The sequence below is a fragment of the Emticicia fontis genome (assembly GCF_054779675.1).
This window is the reverse complement of the sequence record NZ_BAAGXU010000051.1, coordinates 18685-43076: the sequence shown is the minus strand read 5'-3', so window position 1 is coordinate 43076 and position 24392 is coordinate 18685. Positions and strand designations below refer to the sequence as shown.

The following is a 24392-nucleotide window of genomic DNA, read 5'->3' as shown; positions in this document are numbered from 1 at the left end:
TCATCAAAAATTCTACAACCTTTTTCGATACCCCATGTCCATTGCTCCAAGCCCTATGCTATTTCAACAAATCCTTCCAGCTACTCACTGTTGCATTGTTTACCAAAGGTTTCGCCCAGATACCTATGCTCAATATATAACCTAGCGTAAGTAATAAGAATAGCATGGCAAAGCGTAGTTCAAATAAATCCCCCAGTCCACCGATAATCAATGGCACCACAGCGCCGCCGGCAATTCCAGTACACAATATGCCAGAGAATGTTCCATGATGGTAAGGCACAGAGTTAAGTGCCAACGATACCACAATTGACCACATGACGGAGGCAAAGAACCCGGCAGCAGGGAATGCAATTAATGCTACATTCAATGGCCCGAATAAACCTGATAAAAGAGAAACGATGGCCCCGATAGTAAACATTATCAATACCTTACGACTATCAAAAAACTTCAATAACACTAAGCCTAAGAAGCAGCCAATAGTCAATAGCCCCCAGAAGTAGGAAATAACAGACGCCCCTAAAGTGGTAGGATCAACATTATGATAGATTTGTAAAAACTTCGAAGTCCAGTTGGCAATACCCTGTTCTGTACCTACATAACAGAAAATACCCAAGAAAAATAACCAGACAGTTTTATTACCCAGTAAATCTGAAAAGGCTTTTCCAGTATCAATGCGCTCGTCATCTTTTAGAACTACCTCAGGAAATTTAACAAACCATATAACGACCACCATTAATAGTGCAATCAGCGCAAATGTCCAGTAAACCGATACCCATTTCAAATTTGCAGGTACCAGACTGTTAAGTGTAGAGATAATGAAATTCGGATTTGGATCCGTATGCACATTGGCCACAAAATAGCTGTAGAGCATAGGACTGAGAAATGAAGCTCCTCCAAAAAACAATTGTCCCATCACAGAGTTGAAAGCAAAGTTTTCTTCACCCCCCGATACTCTGAGTAATGGATTAATCACTACCTGCAACATAGCCATGCCTAACCCAATAATAAACAAGGAAACAAGGGCAACCTGAAAAGTTGGTTTAACGGCAAACAATAACGCTCCTGCAAAAGCCAGGGCAAAAGCCAATAACAACACCCGTTTCTCACGATATTTTTCTACCAGAATCCCCGACGGAATAGAAGCAACCGCATATGATACAAAGAACGCAAACGGTAAAAAACCTGCCCAACCAAGACTTAGATTAAAACTATTGGATATATCGGGGATAATCGGTCCAAGAATATTGCTCAGAAAAGAAATAACAAAGAAGATAAACAGAATCAGAACAACAATAAATTTATTACTTTTCATAAAGCGCCAGTTTTGTTCGGTTAAGGTTTTTAAAGGTAAGGCATTTGTCGATAAAATCAAAAATCAACCATCGGTAATATTGATAATCGAATTATGCCTGTTTTGTAGCTTAATTCTTCAGGGCATATTTCTTTAATTCTTGAGGAATCAGAGCTGCAGCACCTAAAAGTGCAATATTCTCATCGGTAGATTGGAAAATCTTAAGTCTTTTCAATGATTGCGGGAAAGAGAAATCGCTTAATTCCTGATACATACCCGCCTCAAAAAACGGATAAGCTTTGGCTAATGAGCCACCTAACACAATAGCTTCAGGGTCGTAGGTATACATAACGGCTTTCAAGGCCACACCTAAATGAGTACCGAATTTTTCCCAAAGTCCAATGGCGTGTGTATCTCCGGCCGCTGCGGCCTTATTCGCTTCTAAAGCAGTGATGCCATGAACAGCCTCAAAAAAATTATTGCTGGCATAATACTCAATATTTTTGTCCAGATATGGTAATAGACCTATTTCACCAGCCCCGCAATTGCTACCAGCATAGAGTTCATCGTCAATAACAATTCCCGACCCTAATCCAGTGCCTGTGGTTACACCCACCACCGAACGAAAACCCTTAGCAACTCCAAAGCGACATTCTCCCAAAGCAAAGCAATTGACATCATTATTCACAAAAACCGGAACATTGAATTCCTCTTGCAAAATGTCTTTCAACTCCACTCTTTTCCAGGACGGAATATTGGCTACATCATATACAATACCTTTCTCAGTATCTACTACCGAGGGTACACCAATGCCAATACTACTTGCTGAATAAGCCATTAAAGGCCTGATTAAATCGATTAATTGTTGTAGTGTGGATGTCAGAGAATCTTTTTCTTTCAGCAAAATAGTTTCCTGCTTAATAACTGCGCCGTTTAATTCAACGCCTGCTTTAATTTTAGTTCCTCCCAAGTCAACCCCTATGTTCATAAGTATTTAGAATTTTTTGCCCATTGGTAAATAGGCTTTATGTTTTATAAAGTCATTGTCCAACAGTTTATAGTTTTTGTATGGCGTAATTGATTAATTTCTACAGAGAAATTATGGCAGTCAGGATGGGACGCTTAAACCCTTTCCTGTCATTTGAATTGTTATCTAATCACATCTACAATACTCTCTTTGCCCGAAAAGGTACCATCGTACAGGAAGAGAATTTTAAATTTTTTGTTATATGATTTTTAAGGATTTTCTACCTGACTATATAATAAATCAGAGCAGAGGATTAGGTGATTTATCTCAATATTACTTCTTTGCACGACTTGAGTCGAGCTTGCCTATTAAAATAATTCTGGATTGCGTCCGCCTTTGTTCTTTTAGACGGAGAATTCATTTGCTGATTTTCGGAGTGACACAATTTTTATTAAATTTGAGAACTCTATTCAACTAAAAAATAAATTCTTATTGCAAAATTTAGTCAGCCTTTATCAGACTGGCTAATTGGGCATTTTGTAACGCCATTTTCCTCAATTAAACAATGAAACCTAACCAACAACTACCACGCAAACTCCTCACTACCCTAATTGGTATTGCCTGTATCGCACTTAGTGCAACCAGCGATCATATACCGGATACCGATTGGACAGAATATAACGGCGGAGCAGACAAAAACCATTTCTCTCCACTCACACAGATTAATACCAAAAACGTAGCCAATCTGAAACCCGCATGGGTATATGCTTCTGGTGGAGCTGATACCATCAAGAATACCACCCAGATCCAATGCAATCCGATTATTATAAAAGGTATTTTATACGGTGTATCAGCAGGGTCTCAGGCTTTTGCTTTAGAAGCCGCCACCGGCAAGGAAATCTGGAAAACACGTCTGAACGATGATACTTTTAATATGACCAGTAGAGGAGTGACCTATTGGACTGATGGTAACGAAGCAAGAATATTCTTTGCTTACGGTGCCTTTATGTATGCCCTGAATGCTAAAGACGGCCAACCCATTGAGAGCTTTGGTAAAAACGGCAAAATCAACCTGAAAGACGGTATTACCCGACCCGGTGCCGATGATTATGTGGTGGCAAATACCCCACCTACAATCTTTAAAAATGTGCTGATTGTAGGCACACGGGTAGCAGAAAGTGCTTCAGCATTACTAGGCGATATTCGTGCATATGATGTGAAAACAGGAAAACAAATCTGGGCTTTTCATACTATTCCACACCCCAATGAATTTGGATATAATACATGGGAGAAGCAGAATTACCAGAATGTAGGTGGAGCTAATAGCTGGATGGGAATGGCTATTGACCGCCAGAGAGGGATAGTTTACATACCTACTGGCTCGGCAGCTTTTGATTTTTATGGAGGAAACCGCAAAGGGGACAATCTTTTTGCGAATTGCCTGATAGCTCTGAATGCCGCTACAGGAAAACGCCTCTGGCATTTTCAGACTGTTCACCATGACATCTGGGACAGAGACATTCCGGCACCGCCCAATTTGTTTACGATTACGAAAGACGGAAAGAAAATTGATGCCGTATCAGTAGTAAGTAAACAAGGCTTTACCTTTGTTTTTGACAGAGTAACCGGTAAACCCGTCTTCCCGATTAAAGAACGTCCTTTTCCAGCCTCAGAAATCCCCGGTGAAAAAGCGGCTTTAACCCAACCGATTCCTGAATTACCAGAGCCTTTTACCCGACAAAGTTTTACCGTTGCTGATGTAAATCCTTCTGCATCTAACAAGGAAGAAATCATAGAAGCTTTAAAAAAAGCTAATACAGGTAGTCCGTTCATCCCTTTAGGCAGAGAACGCACCCTTTTCTTTCCAGGTAGTGATGGTGGTGCGCAGTGGGGTGGAGCAGCCGTTGATGAAAACAGCATTATGTATGTACCCGCTAAAGAAAACCCGGTGTTCAGTTCAATTGTAGATGCTCCAAATTATTCGGCCAGTAAATCAGCTATCACAGGCAAGCAATTGTATCAGACCTATTGTGCTGCTTGTCACGGTGCCGACCGTGAAGGGAATCATGATGGAACCATACCCGGCTTGTTAAATATCACAACGAAATATAATAACGCGGCTATCCTACAAATCATGGCAAAAGGCCGAGGGATGATGCCAGCCCTGACTCATATAAAAGATACCGATAAGCAAGCCATTATTGACTTTCTAGGGGGCAAGAATACCACAACCCAAGCAACTGGCAAATCAAATCTATCAACCTCGCCTTATACCCACACTGGTTATAATCGCTGGTACGATTCCAGTGGCTACCCTGTAAGTACACCACCTTGGGGGACATTAACTGCCATCAATATGAATACAGGTAAACGCCAATGGCAGGTGCCACTAGGCGAATATCCTGAATTGACTGCCAAAGGAGTGCCACCGACCGGAACGGATAATTATGGCTGTGGAGCAGTAACAGCAGGAGGATTAATATTTATCGCTTCAGCCAAAGACGAGCAATTCAGAGCCTTTGATCGTAAAACTGGCAAAATCTTATGGCAATATAAACTACCAGCTGCCGGATATGCCTCGCCAAGTGTCTATGCTATCAATGGAAAACAATATGTAGTAATAGCTTGTGGCGGCGGGAAACTAAAAAGCAAATCCGGCGACAAATACGTAGCCTTTGCCTTGCCTTAAAGAATCAACCTTTTAACAATCGAACTATGAAATCTAAGGTATCACTATTTCCTTTTCTGAAACTCCCCTTCAGGGGCTGGGGGCTTCTATTAGCAGTGACGATTATTATTGCTGCTTGGAAACCCGTTGTGAAAGAAACCCAACAAACGCCCAAAATCAAACGCTATTTATACGTAGCCACTCCGGGCGTGCGCGATTATCTGGGCTATGGCGGGCACGGCATACAGGTGTTCGACATGGATAATCATTATAAATTTGTGAAGTTTATCCCAACCTCTGGCTTTCATCCGGACGGTACGCCATCGAACGTAAAAGGGGTTTGTGTGAGTCTGGCTACCAATTGTATCTATATCAGTACCTTAGAAGGCTTGCAATGCATCGATCTAACTACCGAAAAACTGGTCTGGGAAAAACCATTTGAGGGCGGTGCCGATAGAATGTCCGTTTCGCCAGATGGTAAAACAATTTATTTGCCTTCTTTAGAAAAAGAATTCTGGAATGTGATTGATGCCAAAACAGGGAACATCATTACCAAGATTGTCACCAATTCAGGTTCGCATAATACCCTTTATGGTCTATCAGGTAATTATGTATATCTGGCTGGGCTAAAATCTCCTTATCTGGCAGTTGCCGATGCCAAAACGCATACAATCACCAAACAAATTGGCCCGTTCAATGCAGAGGTGCGTCCGTTTACAGTTAATGGCGCTGAAACTTTGGCTTATGTGAATATCAATAGCTTACTGGGTTTTGAAATAGGAGATATCAAAACAGGTAAAAAACTCTATCGTGTTGAAGTGCAAGGCTTTAACAAAGGCGAAGTAAAACGCCACGGCTGCCCGACACATGGTATTGCTTTAACGCCTGATGAAAAAGAAGTCTGGATATGCGATGGTGCCAACAACCGTATTCACATTTTTGATAATACAGTATTGCCACCACGACAAGTAAATACCATAACAGTAAAAGATATGCCGGGCTGGATTAGCTTTAGTATGGATGGTAAACACGCATTTTCTGCCACCGGAGATATTATTGATGTAAAGACCCGTAAAATCATCGTTAGCCTCGAAGACCAGAACTACAACAGTGTGCAAAGCGAAAAAATGATAGAAATTCATTTCAACGGCAAAAAACCAATAAAAGCCGGCGACCAGTTTGGGATGGGGAAGGTGGTGAAGAATTGAGCGATTGTCCTGAACAGTGATTTAACTGATTAACCTGATTGAATATGATTTTACAATTAATTCTTGTCTAATTTAATCAGTTAGATCGCTGTTCAAGACAATTACTAAATAAACAAAGGGAGATCTTCTTTCCAAAAATCCCCCATTCATAATAGATTAGTACGTATTTCAATTAGTTATTTATTCTTTCTGAAAAGATAAGCCGGGGCATCAAAAGCCATCCCATTATCAATCATTAATTGGCCCGGACAAATTCTGATTGAGCCCTTGATATAATTATAAGAGCCATCATCAAAAGTTTCTTTATCTGGTTTGATGATCACCCAAGCCAGTTTATCCTGTTCAAATTGCTCTAAATCGTAAGTCATTGTATTCACAATTTTTCCATCTCTAAATATTTCAGCTAACTGTTTGCCATTTGCTTTCTGAGAGATAACCAGCCTTATATCAGGCATATCTTCAGTGGTAGGAGGCATCATGGTAATCATGCCTTTCAATTGCCATTCGCCATAAATTTCTTTTTTGACATCAGCAATTTTTAAGGGCACATCTGCCGAATTGCGCAGACAGTCAAAATCCAGAATAGATTCTGATTTAATCATGTTTTGTGCAGGAATTTCTTCATCTGCACTTTTGCAAGCGTTAAGACTTAGTAGAGAGAAAAGGCCAAAGCCAAACATTAACTTTTTCATATGATTTGCTTAAAAGAAAATGGTACAAGGAACAAGTATTGATTATAGTGGTTAAGTGAATCAAGTATAAAATTAATATTGGGCAAATGGACAAGCTATATATAAAATCTATTCCGTTTTCTTTCCTCCTTTTTTTCATTTTCCAATACTTATATTGATGCCGTGAATTTAAAAATGGTTGGAACGTCTTTCAAATTTTTAAGAAAGATTAACATTGTTTAAAACGATACCCTAGAGTCAATGCAATGTTTCGGTTATGATATTCAAAACCTTTAGAGCTGTTGGACATTGGCAGACCTATATCTTTTAAACTTAATTCATAGTTAATGCTCACAGCCAGCTTACCATATTCAGCACCTATGCCTGCCAGTATACCTGTATGAAATCTATTCTACATCTTTTCATTAAACTAGCTATTGAGGCCATATTAAATTTATAATACACTTAAGAGGTATTTGAAAATTCAACTGGTCAACTATGTTCTTCCAATGTGTAGATGGTAGATTACATCCTGGAATCCACAATTCAGCTCCTTTATCAATTACTTCTTTGGTAGTAAAGGTCAGTTCAATTGCAGGAATAATTCCTTATTAAGGCCATTTTTGCCTGTAATACCAATCTGACAAGCGCCTGGTTTCAGGATTTTTTTGTCATAAAAAGAACGATTATAAGAGGTGTCAGACAAGGTTAATCCAGCTTTTACGCCATAGTTGAAAGAATTGTGCTCACGAATAATCAAAGGAAAGGCTATTCCTAACATTATAGTAAGAATAATGAGGTACGTTCTCTGGTGTTTTTGCATATTTATAGCTTTTTCAATAAAAAGGGTATAGTTTACCTATAAGCATCGCTGCATAGGTTTATATGTAGGATGCCGTTTTTGTTTAAATGGTTGGAATCATTTAATCTTTTTTAAAACCCGCTTTGCTCGTACACCTGCTGTGGGCTTAGTTTATAGATATTCTTCCATGAATCTTTGCCATGTAGAGCCACATAATTCTTTACGATTTCGAGACCTATAAAATAACCCAATGCACCGGGTAATTCTTTGGTGAAAAAATAACTTCGATTGGCAAAATTATCTATGGTTGCCTTATCAGTAGAATTATAGCTTTTCTTAAAAATAGATTTAATATAATCCATCTGCTTTTTACAGGCTTCCAGTTGTGGTTCACTATATCCCAGATTCTCAGCATCTGAAAACTTATCCTTCCAGTAAACCCCATTCATATAAACCGCAAATCCCTCACTAATCACACGTGCTGTAACCGTATTTTCACTGGTCGTATTCATATTTGAATGAATCTGATGGTTGATTTCATGCGGAAACATCTTCATAATTCGTTCATTCGATGTATTACTACCATGCGATAAGTCAATCAGCATAGTACCATCTGAAAAACCACCTAGATCCGTCCATGCAGGTCCAAACACAATATACCAGATTCCTTTAGGCTTATAACCCGTTAGCTGATACATCTGCTGCTTTACTTCATTGAATTGTTGTAGGAGTTTCTCTCCATTGATCTGGTTATTTCTTTGATTATACCCAACCAGATTAGGATAAACACTCTCATGCACCCACTCAACAAAACCCTTCTCGTCACCTAAATAACCATTCCAGAATTTCTTATAAGGCGTAAAAAGAGAATCCACTAATAACTTGGCCCGGTTAGTAGAATCAAGGCTTTTAGATTGATTAAAGATAAGGATTTCTTTCTGAGAAATATCAATAATCTGAAAATCAGGAGTGTTCTGCGCCTTAACAATGAACGTACAAAGCATGCACAGGCAGGTAAATAGTTTTTTCATAATAGTAAATTTTTACGGTAATTGACTCATTCTGACACCTAGATGCGATATAGAAAGGCAGCGTTGCAGCGAATAGGAAAATTATCCTGTTTTGCTCGGTTATTCACTTACCCGATAAATCACCCATTTAACAGATGAATTAAACCTGTTGACCTAATATTGTTTCATGCCTTAGGCATTGTAGCTATTTTTGAGAAATTATTAAAAAGCTATTATGACCACTATTCAAGTACGCAATGTATCACACCAGTTTTCTAATCAGGATTATGTATTAGACAACATTAACATCAACGTGCGGCAGGGTAGTATTTATGGTTTTCTCGGCCCTAATGGGGCCGGAAAAACCACAACCCTTCGCCTGATTCTCGGACTACTCAAAAAACAAAAAGGTGAAATCGACATTTTTGGAAAACCATTCGATAGTAACCGCATCGAAATTCTAAGCAAAATTGGCTCATTAATCGAAAGTCCATCACTCTATGGACATCTTTCTGCCGTTGATAACCTGAGAGTCTGGCAAAAGATTTATCAATCACCTGATAATCGTATAGGAGAAGTACTACAACTGGTAGGCTTGGCTCATACCAAAAGCAAAAAAGCCAGCCAGTTTTCATTAGGAATGAAACAGCGATTGGGCATCGCCAATGCACTCTTAAATGATCCCTCACTATTGATTTTAGACGAACCTACCAATGGCCTCGATCCAAGTGGTATTGTAGAGATCAGAGAATTATTGAAGCAACTCAACCAGCAGCAAGGCATTACCATCATTATTTCAAGCCATTTGCTAGGTGAAATCGAAAAACTGGTGACTGATGTGGGCATCATCAACAAAGGCAAAATGCTCTTCGAAAGTTCTTTAGTTGATTTAATGAAAAGGCAACATCAGGCATCTACTATCTATTTCGATACTAACAACAATGCCGAGGCACTACAATTGATGCAAAAGCAAAAAATCGAAGCACAGATTGAGAATGAGCGCATTGTGGTATCAGAATTATCAAAGCCTGATATTGCTAAAGTCAATCAGATGCTCGTAGGCAATAGCATTGATGTATACGGCATCAAAGCCGTAGAAAATGACCTAGAAAGTATTTTTATGAATCTAACCAACAATTGATTATGATAAGCTTTATACATAGTTTTCAGAGTGAATGGCTAAAAAAGAAAGGTACGCTGGCTTTCTGGCTTGTATTTGTCGGAAGCTTTTTTATCCCCCTTATTTTTCTTTCAAGGGGTCTTATTTATTCGGCCGATTTTCTGGCTGAAACCAAAAGCCCCATGTTCTGGGAAGTACTTATCAGCCGAAGCTGGCAATTTATGGCTATACTGCTCCTGCCGATGGGGGTAGCCTTAGCCACCAGCCTCATAACCCAGATTGAGTTCAGAAACAATACCTGGAAACAACTCAACACGACACCTCAGAGCTTATCTGTGATATACTGGAGCAAATTTGCAGTGATCATCGTCATGCTTCTACAATTCTTCCTGCTTTTTCATGTGGGCATATATCTTTCGGCATTTATACCCGCCATAATATATGGCAGTGCTGATTTTTATCAACGTTCAGTGCCTTTTTCGTCAGTGCTGGAAACTGCCGGTTTATTCTTTATCGATTGTTTACCTATTGTTGCCATTCAATACTTGGTAAGCCTGCAATTCAAAAACTTTATCGTGCCTCTAGGTTTTGGGATAGGCTTGCTTCTGGCATCATTGATAGCTGTGCAATGGAAATATGGCTATACCATCCCTTATACGTATTGCCCGTATAATTTTTTCTCTGCAAAACAGCCACAAATGCTCCCAAAAGGGATTAATTTCCACTATTGGGCTATAGGATATTTTGTTGGAGCTACATTGGTGGGTTATTTTCTATACCTTAACAAAAAAGAAAAAGGTTAAACAAACGTTGGTATGAAAAAAATGACTGTTGTGTCGCTTCACATAGGATACTGGGTTTTGTACCTGTTTCTGCTATTTATTATTCTATTGCTTTTGCAGATAGGTACAAGACTCAAAACACAGTCACTGTTTTTAGATTATCGCTTTGAGGCCTTCTTTGCCTCTTTTGCATTATTGCCGGCTGTATTAGGGTTTTATACTTTTTATAACCTGCTTTTTGATAAATTCCTGATTAGGCGTAATATCGTTCTCTTGTTTGTTTTTGGTATTTCAGCATCTGTTATAATTGGTTTGTTTAGTGGCACTGTTATTTCCATTTTGCATTATTATGGCATTGGCCCTGGAGTATTTGGCGAAAATATCTACGCCGTTATTACCATCCTGATAGTTATTTCAATCATTGCTGTTCTGAATGGTGGGATGGGTTTATTAACCAGAAGTTTCATCCGGTGGTATGCAGAGCTGAAATGGAAAGAAGAACTCATGCGCAAAAACTATGAGATGGAACTGGCATTAATTAAATCTCAGATCAGCCCGCATTTCCTGTTTAATACCCTCAATAATATTGATGTACTGATTACCAAGAATGCCGAGAAGGCATCTTTATATCTCAATAAATTATCAGACATTATGCGATTTATGCTCTACGAAACAAAGCATGAAAAAATACCTCTGCGAAACGAAATTGTCTATATTGAGAAATACATCGACCTGCAAAAAATCCGTACAGCTAACCCCAATTATGTTGATTTTGAGGTAAAGGGTAATGTAGACAATTTCAGGATTTCGCCCATGATTTTATTACCCTTTATTGAAAATGCCTTTAAACACGCCGATAATCGCAAAAATGAAAATGTAATCAGGATTGAGATTACAATTGATAAAAAACAGTTGCTATTTGAATGTGTGAATAAATATTCCAGAACAGAAATAGAACAGGAATTTGGCGGTTTGGGCAACGAACTTATCAAGCGGCGACTGGAATTGCTTTATCCGCTCAACCATGTTTTATTAATCAGCAAAAACGCTGATATTTATAGCGTAAAACTAGCCATCAATATTCATGAAAATTAGCTGTATTATTGTAGAAGACGAACCGCTGGCCATGGAACGCTTGCAGAATTATGTACAGAAATTGCCCTTTCTGAACCTGCTGGCTACCTTCGACAATGCCATTGATGCACTAGTTTTTCTGAAAACCCAATCAGTTGATTTACTGTTTCTGGATATAAATCTGGGTGATTTTTCAGGCATCCGTCTGCTGGAAACTGCCCATATCAAAAGTCAGGTGATTTTTACGACAGCTTATCATGAATACGCCATCAAAGGCTTTGATTTAAAAGTAACTGATTATCTCTTGAAACCCTTTACATTCGAGCGATTTGTACAGGCAATGGACAGAGTAAAGGAGTTTTTTGCCAAAACCGAATTACCGCAACCGAAGAAATTTATCTTTGTCAAAACCGAATATAGACTGGAAAAAATATTATTTGATGAAATGCTTTTTATCGAAGGCAAGGGAGATTACAGACGCATCCACACCCTCAATAAAAAAATTATGACTCTTCAGACCTTTACTGACTTTGAGCAGGAAATTCCATCATCCATCATTTGCCGCGTACATAAGTCTTATATGGTGGCTATTGATAAAATAGATTCAATAGAAAAAGATCGTATTCGTATTGACAACACCCTCATTCCTATTTCAGATAGTTATCGGCAGGCTTTTTATGAAGTCATTAATCAGTCGGTGAAATAGCTGTTGGCTCAAAATGTCTGTATCTTGTCTGTTTCATTTCTTTTATTTCTTCTAATTTTGTAGCAGAAAATGAATCATCAATGGCTACAAAAATTGTTTTTCTGGTATTGCCCGAAATCCAGCTGCTCGATTTGGCAGGAGCAGATCAGGTATTCTATGAAGCCAAATGCTATGGTTCTGACCTCGAAATTCAATACTGTTCTTTCGAAAATGATATAAAAACCTCTACCTTATTGCCAATTGGTAAGGTAAAAGATATACACGAAATCACATTCAAGTCCGGCGATTACCTGATTATCCCAGGCGCTGAAACACCTTATTTATTATCAGAAGAATTCAGAGCAAAAACAGAAGTTTTCGAATGGCTCAAAATGGCGTATACTCAGAAAGTGATTTTATGTTCTGTTTGTACGGGAGCATTTGTCTTAGCCATAGCCGGATTGCTTGATGGCCGCAAATGCACCACCCACTGGAAACGAACAGCGCAACTGCAAGCACTCTTCCCAAAAACGGAGGTAATAGAAAATATTCTTTTTATAGAAGACGAACATATCCTGACCAGCGCAGGTGTAACCTCAGGTATTGATCTGGCTTTGCATATTGTAAGTAAACTGGAAGATGAGTTTTTTGCGTATAAGGTAGCCCGTGAACTCGTAATCTATATGCGCAGACAGGGCAACCATGCGCAACAAAGTATTTTTCTGCAATACCGTAATCATATTCATTCAGGCATTCATAAAGTACAGGACTGGTTGCAGGACAATATTCATCAGAAATCCTCTTTGCCCGATTTAGCCGAAGCCTGTATGAGTACGCGCAATTTTACACGCGTATTCAAAAAAGAAACAGGTATTTCAGTTAATGATTTTACGACTTTAATCCGAAAGGAAAAGATAAAAGCCCTGATTAAAAAGCCCGATATGACCCGCAGCCAGATTGCCAGACAATGCGGCTTGAAAAGCGAAAGGCAGATTATACGTTTATTAAAGCAATTATAAAGTTGTACTAAACAATTAATCATACAAATTACGAAAAAGCTATTTTGAAAACCTTTGTTAATCGCACCATTAAAGTATAAGCAAACCAATGAAGAAATCAGACATTAATCCAATGCCAGAGTATTTTGACAGATACATTAATCTGGCAGATGACGTAGAATTAAAAGAAGCCCTAGCAATGAGCGTAGCAGAATTAAATAAGCTACCTATTGAAAAATGGAAAGCCATCGGCGACAAAGTATATGCTCCTGGAAAATGGACTATCAAAGATATTCTGCAACACATGATAGATACTGAACGAATTTTTGCCTATCGTGCGCTATGTTTCGCCCGTGGAGAAACTGCCAGAATGCCCTCATTTGACGAAGAAGCCTACGGCCAAAACGCCAATGCCACCCAAAGAACGCTGGAGGATTTATTAGATGAGCTAAAAATCAATAGAGCCTCATTCATTGCTATGTATAATTCCTTTACTGAGGAAGTGCTTTTGAGAGCCGGATTGTCTTTTAAAGGTACTTATTCAGTATTAGCCATTGGTTTCACCACCGTAGGCCACCAACGTTGGCATCTGAATGTAATAAAAGAGAGGTATGAGGGGTTGGTATAATCCCTCTTTAGCATTTTTCAATTAATCCAGTGTATACAAGTTCAATTAACCTATTACGAAATAGGCATATTCTACTATCGTTCCATAAAAATCAAATCAGAAAGAAGTCCGTTATTATTGACACTCCTTCAAAATTCCAAACATCTGCAGCATCTGAATAATGTCATTATCCCGCATCGCTTTTTCGGCATGAGCCAGATGGATTTTTAACCGTTGGGCACCTACAATACCTACATTATTTGGAAGGGAAAGGTAGAGGTTCAGCAGTTCTTTGACTCTGTTTATTTCTCTGAGGAGATTGTCTTGTAAGTCAGCCGACGACCGATTTTGGGATTGGACAGTGGTTTTCACGCAAAAGTTATTTTTAGTTAATAGATACGTTTTTAGTGGCTTACCGTTCATAATCAGAAGAGTTTGTCTGTAAATAAAGGTTTAATTGATTCTAAGCGCAGACTAAAAGCCTTGGCAAGGGGCGGCTACATCTGCTTATTTTTTTGGGTCCACTTACTCATTTTTATAGCAAATTTCACTCCAAAGTGTGTTGAAATGGGAATTGTTTTTTTGCAGTTGCAGAGCGCAAAATAATATCTTTAAGCAACCAAAATATTTACCTACACTTTTTTATAATATCCCCCAATTTTTTCGTTATTGCTTGTAATTACAGCATTATGAAATAAAACGTATTAAAACTATTCTTTTCCACCCTGATAAATTGGCTGCCTTTGCTAAAATTCTATATTTTTACGCATCCATACTGAAAAGCTATTAATTCAAATCAATAATCAGATTGCCTATAAGCGGATATTTACGTTTACTAATCAGACTGTCATAACCCCTTTTGTATGAAATATATCCTTCCGCTGATAATTAACAGAAGACGAACCAATTATCTCGATTTAAAAAACAGAGCCTCACAAACCCATGAGTCCTTTTTGATAGAATTACCCCTGATGGACAACCCTTTTACGATTCTCTCAATCGATAAAAGCAAATCCATGCAGGCGCTCATCAGCCATGCAAGCGATATTTCGCTTCATCATATCCATTTTTCAGCCTCTTTTGATGAATCTGATTCTTTATTGACCATTAGATTGTCAACCTCAGCTAACCCAACGGTAGTTCAGGAAGAGACAGAGGAGGAAAACGACTGGAAGAATCCTTCCAGAACACAGCCTAAATCAAAAAATGTTAATGCACCTCAGCAAAGCTCTTTTGTTTTGGGGCAAATCAGATATACCTGCGTAGATCACGCATCTGAATTTAAAATTGAGGGTTCGTATGTAGACCACGTGCCAGAAGAGCCCCTCCAAGAAGATTTTATCAGGTGCCAGTTTGTGTTTGAAGCCAATACTAAAACTTATCAATCCGAGCTGCATTTTTATCTGGCGCATGCCAGCACTTTCCACCATTTTGGGCTTGATTTTGGTTCAGAATCCTCTCAATTGAAAATAAGCGGTTATCAGTCAGTAGGGCAGCATTATCATAAGAAAACGAAGTCGAAAAACCTCTTTGAGATGGTAAAAGACTTCAAAGGAATGACCGAAAGTAATCAGGATTTTATTCAACATGAGCCTAATACTGATTTCATCAAGTCTATTTTCTTCCTTAAAAAGAAACTCTCGAATTTCAGTCTGAAAGATAAGTTTATTCAGAATGATGATGAACTAAAATATCTGGTACAGAAAAACGAACTCAATAGCACACTTACCAATCAGTTCCATCAACTCTCCAACCTGAAATTGGCACATAAGCACGGAGAAATCCTTCGCTTTATGGATTTTCAGTCTGTTCAGGGCGAAAGAGTGCGTTCGTTGAGTATGGATGATTTGAAGAACCAAGCCTATTCAACCATTCTCAAATCATTTATCGAAGCTACACTCCAGAATGTATTGGATGAAGATGGAAGCAATAACTATATCCGATTCACGATTCTTGTCCCGAATATTTATAGCATTCATGAGGTAGCCAATACGAAGGAAGTAATCAACGATATTTTCCGCAAGTTACAACAAACCCCTGCTTATGACGGACAAATCAGGGCTTGGGAGGTGGTAACGGTTTCAGAAAGTGATGCCGCTTTTCTAGGCTATTTCGACCAGGGAATGCACCACATTAATCCGAATAAATATTATATCATTATTGACTGTGGCAAGGGTACTACCGACTTCTCGATTATCCAGACAAGTGGGAGCAATGCCAAGAAAATCAAATCATTATACCGCAATGGTTTTGCCGGAGCAGGTAACCTGATAAGCTATGCTTTTTTTGAATCAATGATTGATTTCGTTATCAAAAATGCATCGAATCCTGCTGAAGCAAAGGCTTTCTTCCAGACCCTGGAAAAATCAGAAAAAGCCCAGATGAATGTGATTTTTGAGAAACTGGAAAGCTTGAAGTTTCAATACAGCAATAAATCTAATACTACTCAGCAAACCGTAGAAAACAATTGGAATAGTGCCCAGAATGGTGACATTACTTTAAAGAACCTCGCCAATAGCGAAATCACAGCTACAGTGCTCAACCTAGCCCAGCTTTTGCAAAAGGTTGATGGCTTTTATGACTGGGGTGGCTATATAGAAAACGCCTGTGAGGCCATTACATCTAATATTGTAGAAAACCTCAAAGGGGTTATTAATAATATCGACAAATCAATCAGTTGTGATGGAATCTTGTTGACGGGTAGAGGATTTTTATTTAAACCTCTATTAGAAAAACTAAAAGGTCGTCTGACTACAGAGCTGGCATTTGCACCGGATTTAATTAAAATGCCGGATGAAGCCAGCCAGTTGAAGGCTATCTGTCTGGATGGTATCTTTACCAATGGCTATGTCATTCACCCAGAACTGGTGGGTTTTCCAATTCATATTTCTACAAAAAAACAAGCCCCGGTTGTAGATACCACCAAACCGAAGTTTCCGAGATTCTTTGATTTCATTCTGCGTCTGGCTAATATGCAGGATAACTACGACGAAACCAAAAACAGCTATCGTATAGATAATCTTGATTCGTTGAAATTCTTAATCGGGAATACGCTTTATACCATTGCTGATAATATTTTTTATGATAGCAAATGGATTGAATCAGTAGATCTGATATTTACAAAAGATGGTTTCTATGCTCGTAATATCGGCAAGGATAATAAGATTATAGGCTATTCGAACCTGATTCAGAACTCAGCGATTGATAATATCACGCTTCAATACCTGATTCCGTCTTTATTCCCGGCCAAAATAGATACCGATTATATTCAGGCTTTAAAACAGGATGTGCCCGAGCCCAAGGAAGAAGATGAAGAACTGGCAAACCTGATGAGCCTTTTACCGGATTGATTTTCTGTACACAAAACCGAAACCGCTTATACATATGTTAAAAAACATTGTAATTATCATATTATTTATTGTTCCTCTATTTTGCCAGGCTGAGGCCGATACGCTTAAAATTATCAGTGCTGAGGCCGACTTTGTACCACGAACTGCTTTTTTTGAAGTAAAACTGAATCAGAGTCAAGGTAAATTACAGAATGGTACCTTGAAGATTTCAACCAAAGATGATAGCATCGGTATTGTACTGAATAGCCGTGTTATGGCCAATGATACCATCTTTACGATACAGGATTCAAGCCAGAATGCCCTCAGCAGAATTTATGGATTATTGGGCTGCCAGGAATCTGACTTAAAACAGAAGTATTATCTGCCAGACCCGCGTTATGGCAATATTGTGTTCAATCATCTGATAAACCGAGTTTTTCATTTGCCCAAACATCAGCTAACTATTGTTGTTACCCCGCAATTGCCCGCTGTTGAAGCTACTACATTGGAAACCAACCAGCTGGCCTGGATTCTGGTAGGTGTATTAGCCGCTGTTGTGCTCGTTCTAATCATTTTATATGCTATGGAAAAATCTAAAAAACCTGCCAGTGAAACCAAACTGGTGAAAGAGAAAATCAAACGCTTTAAAGCCGAACTGATAGAAGAAAGACAAAACAAGGATATAACTGATGCTGAGGTGATAGATATTCTATGCCAACGCTACTACGACCAGATAAGCCTCAACAAAGATTATAGTAAACTAAGCGCCGAACTGGAAAACGTAAAGCAAAACTACCAGACCCTGCAAACACAGGTAAATGCGGAAAGCGAAGAAGAAAAGCAGTATTTCAGACTGATATCAGAGGCATATATTAAACCATTCGTACGTCATTTTAAAGATGATACGCCATATCCAGCCGATGAAGAAACGCAGGAAAAACTAATTGAAAACCTTATTCCGCTGGCGTTTCATTTCATGAGTTTCGTGAAATTGAAAAATAAAGAAGGTGTTGAATACGATAAAATGAATATGCAACAATTGCTGAATCCGGCTTTTACTTCAAGTCAATTGAAGAAAGTCGATCTTTCGGCTAATACAACTAATACCGATAATAAACTTGTGTTGCATATCATTGAACTGCTGAAACAATACCACGTATCAGAACTCGAAAAAGTAAATATCAACGGTTATATCATTAAAAACGACAAGTCGAATGCCTAAGATAAAATCATTGATATTTCTGCTGCTAGGCATTGGTCTGGTAGTGACTCTCTATTTTTTCGTCAATCTGTTTTCGCTGTTTTTTTGTAGTGTAATCATTTTCTGCTCACTATGTTTTTTAGGGGTTATCATTGCCGAGAAAAATATTGATAGTGAGAATTTTAGGAAGAAATTTCCCCGGCTGGAAACGGCTGCACTCAATGTCAAACGTTTACAGGCTTACCGATTTACTACTACTTTATTAGGTATTAGTTTATTAACTATCGTATATCTGATTTCGGTATTTGTGCTGAAAAAATTTCAGCAACCCAACGAAGCCAGACCTTATTTTAACAATGCTGACCATCATGCACTGAGCAACTCGGGAGTAGCTTTCAAGCAGAATCTGGTGCTTTCAACCAACGAAAAACAGAGCAGCGCCAACGGCTTATGGAGCAACGAAAGCGGAACATTTAAAGCCAGACAAACTACCGATGGTCGTTTTGTTTTGAGTTTTGATAAATACTTTGAACCCGTTTTTAGTCGTTCGAATCCGCAGGAAGATTTCAGACCAATCAACCCAATCTTCCCGACACCCATACAAAACAGCTTTACCATCAGTAATGATAGTATCAGCCTTGTGTGTACTAATATTGAGACCAAAGATGAGGGTTTTCTGTTTAAGAAGAAATTGCGTAAGGCCTATCATATCAATATCAGATGTAGTGCGAAAAGCATTCTGAGACAATTGAATATACTTAGTACATATGAAGACGAAATTGAAGTAAAGGATTTACCGATTGAAAAAGGTAAAAGTTTTTATTCTCTGCTGATTGAAAACGATCGTTTTGTTTCCAGCAAAGCCCAGACCAAACAAGTATTAGAACGAATCCTGCAAACTACAGGCGAAATCTATTTATTAGCCAGTCAGAATTCATCAGCTAAAGAAAAAAACATTACTATTTTTCCGACCAATGATTTTTTCAAGAATAGATTCACTCTAAGTGTTGATGGCAACCGCCAGCTTCCAGAACTACAATCAAATGCCAGTATTGCCGCTGGAGATAAGTTTTTTGTAGGTTTTTACAATGCCCGCAAGCAATATTTTTTCAGTGTGCTTGATAAAAATCTGTATCCGAAAAGCACTAAAACAGCTGTGCTGAATTTTGATTTTCCTCAGTACTTTGTATTGTCTGCCCAGCAGGATAATGCCGAAATAGGCACAAAACAAATCCGTTTTCTTGATAATCATTATACCCAATTGCTTAATTCATCTTTGAAAGAGGGTTTCCTTTTTCATGAAGACTTACGCAATGCCCGTTCCAATGTGTTTTCTGGAACGATGATTTATACCCTCAATCCAACGGGCGTAGCTTTTTCAGGTGAAGTAACTGATAATTTTAAAAACGATCAGCAAAGCGAAACTTTTGGAAAGGATTTCTCATTGCATTCGCAGAATACCGAATACGAATGGCTCTTCCAGATTCGTGATTTTGCCGATAATGGCTTTGCTTTTCCAAGCAATCTGCTCTATCTTTCAATCCTGTTTTTGTTGTTTGTCTTTACACTCCTGTTCAATGCTAATCATGGCTTGGAGCGTATTGAGGCAGTTATTTATACAGTTGTTTATGCTTTGCTTGCCTATCGCTTTATTTTGCTCTGGCGGGTGGCCACCTTCCCACCGCTCGAAAACATTAATAAATACGAATTAGAAACTACCCTTATCCGGTTCGATTTCTCGTTTCTTAATCTATCTATGGCATTGCCGCTGACCTTTATACTTCCGGCAATTTTCATTATTCTGCTTAATCTCTATCGTTTTCAGAAAGATACATTCAGCAAATTATTGGCTAAGGCACTGTTTTCACAAAAGAAGTATCTTTATTATCATTCACAGGTTTTAGTCGTTTGTGGGGCTTTATTGATGCTTACCGGTTATGACCTCATTAACCGTATTGCAGGGGTATTTGTGCCACTTGTAGCTTATCTGTTCTTTTCAGCTAAAGTCAATCAGCAGCAACAACAATCAGCTTTTTTGCCGAAACCATCCCGCGCAAAATTTCTCAATTACCTGCATCAGTTTTATTATTACCTCACAGCCAACAATGAGTTTTATCTCACGCTAACTACCTTTGCCTTTTTCGCTATTTTCGATAGAGGCTTTGCGGTATTATTCTTATTGTTCCTGTTGTTGAAGAATGTCTTTACCAATTTCTTACGCAAGCCTTATACAGCTAAATCCGGTAGCCGATTTGCCATGTTCTGGAAGCCTGATAATTACTGGATTTATGGCATTCTTTCGTTCATCGTCTATGTCTTATTTATTGGTTATAAACCATTATTCCATAAAATCCTGATTCATCGGGATATATTCCTCATCATTGCCATTGTGCTGGTGGTGGTATACGTGTATCTGGCGAATAATAAACACAAAAACAGATTCCTGATTGGTGGGGTAGTGATGGTAGCTTTATTGTTAATTCCCTTCACCAAAAACTACATTGATTCGTTTGTTGACGACCAACTGAAAAACGTAGTGCATCGTGCGTCTTTAATTTATCAACCTGTCGATGAATTGATTAGTGAAAATGATTATGATTCGTTCAGAGAACGCAAAATTGTAGAAACTGCTGAGGGGCAATGGTTCATTAACAGTTACCTCAACAAAACCCGCAACGAATCAAAGCGAATCGATTTCAAACCACATTTCAATAGGGGAGTCAATTATTCTACCCAAACCCGCGATGTAGTCGTACCTCGCTATATCATTGCCGAATTCGGCAATTGGATAATCGTTTGGATACTGGTAGTGCTGGCTATCCCGATGATTTTCTATCTGATAGCGTATCAACTTTACCAGAAGGATAAAAATGGTGAAGTGACTTTTGCACCAACATCCTATAATGGAAGCGTGGCTCTCATTCTGGTATTTACGCTAGGCTTTTTCGTATGGCTAGCTTCAACCAATCGTTTCGTATTTTTCGGGCAGGATTTTCCTTTTCTGAGCCTTACGAGTAAGTTAAGTTTATTATTACCCTTAACTTTGTTCTTTATTCCATTGCTTAATCAGCCAATTGAACGAAAAATCAAAACCATTTCCCCAACGTTTGATTTTTCAAGAATGGGTATCTTTTTCGTCATTGTTATTATTTTCTTGTTACTGAGTGGTCGGTCGAATAACGTACAGGAAACCAATTTCCAGATTTCGCTCAAAAAGACAGAAGAAACCATTAACGATAAACTGAATACATTGCTGAATAATATTCAGGATACTGTTAAAGTGGATAATAGAGCGGCCTTTAACCAGACGAACAGAATCCCGCAGGATTTATCCAGAATATTGAACAGCCTGTTAAGGTCAAAAGAGTATAAAGAGCTATACGATCAATCTGATAAATATTCTCAAAGTATTCTGGACATTCTGAAAGATAACCCTGCTCAGGCTTTCAAGCAGGATAGCCCTATTTATCTTCGCTTTGATGATGACCGCTACCAATCGGTCTACAATAAACATTTGTACCTGGAATTACCTCCCTACGAAGACCGCATCACCTGGAAGGGGAATTTGTATCAGGAGAATCTGGATTCCTTGCATCATCCTGTGGTGAGAATCTATAATCAGCCGGTCACAGGTCAGGCATTGCCTTACTTTGCAGGTTCACAAGGTGGCACACTCAAAGTAGCTGTTCTGCCGAATGCATGGTTCGCTAATGCGACTGAACCATTGGTACTAATGAATCTTGAAAATGCAGTTAAGCGTACGCCTGCCTCCATTGATATAGTATCAAGCCATAAAGAAGAGATACTCAGCCAGCAAGTGAGCGGCTTTGTGAATAAACTGAGCCTCGATGAAATTGCCAAGGTAAGTGAAGGCAAAAACCATTTTCTGGTATCATATGCCAAAGATAATAACTATGCTTTCATGGGTAGCTATTGGGTCAATGGCAAGCAGAGAATGGTATACCCGATGGCCGATCGGTTATTGTGGGTTTATCATTATGCAAATGCACTCAAAACTGCTTATACAGCCGATACGCTCTTGCTGAAAGATGCCAATATTACGCTTGATTACAAACTGAACAAAGAAGTAGGTGACACCATTGTAAGGGCTTTCAGCAATAAATTCAATAAAACGCCTAATTTCAAATTTGCAGTGATGGCGGCAGATGGAGATGGTAAAATAAGATTAATGCAGGATTTTGTGAAAAATCGTACCCTGATTGATCCGAATAATACGTCTGCCATCGATAAAATGAATCAGCGCTATTTCTTTTTCAGCAATAATAAAAATGAAAGAGACCAATGGGGCAATACTAATTTGCTGCATCTGGCCTATGGTCCGGGTTCTTCCATCAAACCGCTGGTTTTTGCCTCTTTAGCATCCAGATTGAATGCAGGCTGGGAAAATCTGATTTTGCAGGCATCTAACCAGTTCGAATTAAAACCAGGTAATAAAAAAGAATCGGTAGGGCAATATGCAGGCTATAAATTGCCGGAGCGCAAAGGTTGGCAAGACGAACATGGCGAACATTTTGGTAATATCAATGCCGTAGAATACTTGCGTCAATCAAGTAATTTTTATCATTCGGTGCTGATGTTCTTAGGTTCATATACCCGCAATGATTTCAAGCTGAATGAATCTTATCGCATTCAAAATGTATTATCCCATCAGCTCAATGATCCTGAAAATCAGTTTCCTGCTATAGAAATGGAAGGTACTGCATATCGACTGAGATCTTTGAAAGATAAAGGCTGGCCCAAAAGCTCAAAAGATGAAAATACTTATTTCGGCAATGAAAAATCATTACTGGCAGAAGGGCTAGACAAAAATTTAGGGCTGATTGTAGAGGATGTTGACAAGACAGATTTCAATATTAAAGATAGAGGCAGAGTGGATTATGCTGATACTGCTGTCTATCAAACCCTTTATAAACAGCAATTGGGAGGGTTTTTATGGAGTTTTCCTGAGCAATCATTTTTCATTCAGGCTGAGCGAAAGCACGCCAATAAACTCACCAACTTCTTTAATGGCCTGAAGAACCCAACGCTTGGCGGTACACCTTATAGTGTCACACCACTGAAAATGACTGAGATGTATGGGAAGCTATTCAGCCAGAATAAAGATTATCAGTTATACCTGACCGAACGAAATCCGCAGCAATCAAGCTGGAAAGTAGATAGCACTACGTGGAGAAGTGGCTTCAATGATTTCCTGCGTAATAATGTGATTAAAGGAATGGAGCAGGTCATGACAAGTGGCACATCAGCAGCCCTTTTCGGAGGCAGTAACGTATACAAAGGATATTATTTCTACGGAAAAACAGGTACAATTAAAGAAGGTGAACAGAATGATTCCAAACGATTGGCACTGGTAATTTCTAAAAACAATCTGATGGAAGCACCTGTGAAGGGGAATAAATTCTATACAGTTTATTTCACAGCTAATGAGGCCAATAATCAGGAGTGGATTACTTACCGTCTCATCATCGACCAGATCTTAGAGTCCGAGTCGTTTAAAAACTATATGAAAGAATGAAAAGTACATCAAAAATCTATATTTTTCTTGGGCTGGTAGTCTTGGTTATCGGGATTGTCTTGTGGGCATCTTTAATAAAACCCAAAGCCTTTGAATTAGCAAAAGTGGATATTACAGAAGAATTATCAGACAGAAATATTGTCAGTATTCAGGTAGATAGCCTTACGCATATCATTAAAGAAGTATACGGAAGCGATGCTACTATTTCGACGAATGATTCAGAAAACTATGTGGTGAAAGTTCAGAATCAGGGGAATGAAATCAGTAATTTCTATAATGATAATCCTCGGTTATTAGAAACAAAAGATGAGCGTTTTTCAATAAAAAAAACAGGTAGCAGGATAGAAGCCATTTTTAAAATAGAAAGCATTAACCAACAGAAATACGCTTTTGTACCAACTGACGTTGTTTATAAATTATCAGAGCTGGCGTTTAATAAGTAG

General features: G+C 38.6%; 18 protein-coding genes. 12 read left to right on the top strand and 6 right to left on the bottom strand.

The window, feature by feature from the left end; all coding sequences use genetic code 11:
• Positions 1-58: 58 nt before the first annotated feature.
• Positions 59-1312, bottom strand: coding sequence for an MFS transporter (locus ACYVFA_RS21220; protein ID WP_460473870.1), 1254 nt, complete (start codon positions 1310-1312; stop codon positions 59-61).
• A gap of 109 nt (positions 1313-1421) precedes the next feature.
• The gene (locus tag ACYVFA_RS21215; RefSeq protein ID WP_460473869.1) at positions 1422-2279 is read right to left on the bottom strand and encodes an ROK family protein; all 858 of its coding nucleotides are present in this window, start codon (positions 2277-2279) and stop codon (positions 1422-1424) included.
• A 544-nt stretch (positions 2280-2823) separates the two neighbouring features.
• On the opposite strand from ACYVFA_RS21215, the gene ACYVFA_RS21210 reads away from it, so the two are divergent.
• A complete protein-coding gene (locus ACYVFA_RS21210; protein WP_460473868.1) occupies positions 2824-4947 on the top strand; it encodes an outer membrane protein assembly factor BamB family protein in 2124 nt (707 codons plus the stop codon).
• A gap of 26 nt (positions 4948-4973) precedes the next feature.
• On the top strand, positions 4974-6134 hold the full coding sequence (locus ACYVFA_RS21205) for a YncE family protein (RefSeq protein ID WP_460473867.1): 1161 nt from the start codon (positions 4974-4976) through the stop codon (positions 6132-6134).
• A gap of 176 nt (positions 6135-6310) precedes the next feature.
• Here ACYVFA_RS21205 and ACYVFA_RS21200 read toward each other — a convergent pair whose 3' ends face one another.
• The 3 genes from ACYVFA_RS21200 to ACYVFA_RS21190 form a co-directional block, all read right to left on the bottom strand.
• Positions 6311-6826 carry a hypothetical protein gene (locus ACYVFA_RS21200; RefSeq protein ID WP_460473866.1) on the bottom strand — a complete coding sequence of 172 codons (516 nt, stop codon included), beginning with the start codon at positions 6824-6826 and terminating at the stop codon, positions 6311-6313.
• 562 nt (positions 6827-7388) lie between these two features.
• Positions 7389-7628 (bottom strand): hypothetical protein, encoded by a 240-nt coding sequence (locus ACYVFA_RS21195; RefSeq protein ID WP_460473865.1) that lies wholly within the window; start codon positions 7626-7628, stop codon positions 7389-7391.
• Positions 7629-7738: 110 nt separating this feature from the next.
• Positions 7739-8638 (bottom strand): gliding motility protein GldB-related protein, encoded by a 900-nt coding sequence (locus tag ACYVFA_RS21190; protein WP_460473864.1) that lies wholly within the window; start codon positions 8636-8638, stop codon positions 7739-7741.
• Between the two features lie 214 nt (positions 8639-8852).
• On the opposite strand from ACYVFA_RS21190, the gene ACYVFA_RS21185 reads away from it, so the two are divergent.
• From ACYVFA_RS21185 to ACYVFA_RS21160, 6 genes are all read left to right on the top strand, one after another.
• Positions 8853-9758: an ABC transporter ATP-binding protein gene (locus tag ACYVFA_RS21185; protein ID WP_460473863.1), complete on the top strand. Its 906-nt coding sequence runs from the start codon at positions 8853-8855 to the stop codon at positions 9756-9758.
• 2 nt (positions 9759-9760) lie between these two features.
• On the top strand, positions 9761-10540 hold the full coding sequence (locus tag ACYVFA_RS21180; RefSeq protein ID WP_460473862.1) for an ABC transporter permease: 780 nt from the start codon (positions 9761-9763) through the stop codon (positions 10538-10540).
• A 12-nt stretch (positions 10541-10552) separates the two neighbouring features.
• Positions 10553-11614, top strand: a complete 1062-nt coding sequence (locus ACYVFA_RS21175; protein ID WP_460473861.1) for a sensor histidine kinase — start codon at positions 10553-10555, stop codon at positions 11612-11614.
• Positions 11604-12299, top strand: coding sequence for a LytR/AlgR family response regulator transcription factor (locus ACYVFA_RS21170; RefSeq protein WP_460473860.1), 696 nt, complete (start codon positions 11604-11606; stop codon positions 12297-12299). Before ACYVFA_RS21175 ends, ACYVFA_RS21170 begins: the two co-directional genes overlap by 11 nt.
• An 80-nt stretch (positions 12300-12379) precedes the next feature.
• The gene (locus ACYVFA_RS21165) at positions 12380-13297 is read left to right on the top strand and encodes a GlxA family transcriptional regulator (RefSeq protein ID WP_460473859.1); all 918 of its coding nucleotides are present in this window, start codon (positions 12380-12382) and stop codon (positions 13295-13297) included.
• Positions 13298-13385: 88 nt separating this feature from the next.
• Positions 13386-13904 carry a DinB family protein gene (locus ACYVFA_RS21160; protein ID WP_460473858.1) on the top strand — a complete coding sequence of 173 codons (519 nt, stop codon included), beginning with the start codon at positions 13386-13388 and terminating at the stop codon, positions 13902-13904.
• A gap of 114 nt (positions 13905-14018) precedes the next feature.
• Here ACYVFA_RS21160 and ACYVFA_RS21155 read toward each other — a convergent pair whose 3' ends face one another.
• Positions 14019-14306 carry a hypothetical protein gene (locus tag ACYVFA_RS21155; protein WP_460473857.1) on the bottom strand — a complete coding sequence of 96 codons (288 nt, stop codon included), beginning with the start codon at positions 14304-14306 and terminating at the stop codon, positions 14019-14021.
• 440 nt (positions 14307-14746) lie between these two features.
• Here ACYVFA_RS21155 and ACYVFA_RS21150 point away from each other — a divergent pair, with 440 nt between their 5' ends.
• Genes ACYVFA_RS21150 through ACYVFA_RS21135 form a run of 4 tightly spaced genes read left to right on the top strand, consistent with a single transcriptional unit; the run spans position 14747 to position 24392 of the window.
• On the top strand, positions 14747-17233 hold the full coding sequence (locus ACYVFA_RS21150; RefSeq protein WP_460473856.1) for a hypothetical protein: 2487 nt from the start codon (positions 14747-14749) through the stop codon (positions 17231-17233).
• A 34-nt stretch (positions 17234-17267) separates the two neighbouring features.
• Positions 17268-18434 carry a hypothetical protein gene (locus ACYVFA_RS21145; RefSeq protein ID WP_460473855.1) on the top strand — a complete coding sequence of 389 codons (1167 nt, stop codon included), beginning with the start codon at positions 17268-17270 and terminating at the stop codon, positions 18432-18434.
• A complete protein-coding gene (locus tag ACYVFA_RS21140) occupies positions 18427-23949 on the top strand; it encodes a hypothetical protein (protein ID WP_460473854.1) in 5523 nt (1840 codons plus the stop codon). Before ACYVFA_RS21145 ends, ACYVFA_RS21140 begins: the two co-directional genes overlap by 8 nt.
• Positions 23946-24392 carry a hypothetical protein gene (locus tag ACYVFA_RS21135; RefSeq protein ID WP_460473853.1) on the top strand — a complete coding sequence of 149 codons (447 nt, stop codon included), beginning with the start codon at positions 23946-23948 and terminating at the stop codon, positions 24390-24392. The genes ACYVFA_RS21140 and ACYVFA_RS21135 overlap by 4 nt, the downstream gene beginning before the upstream one ends.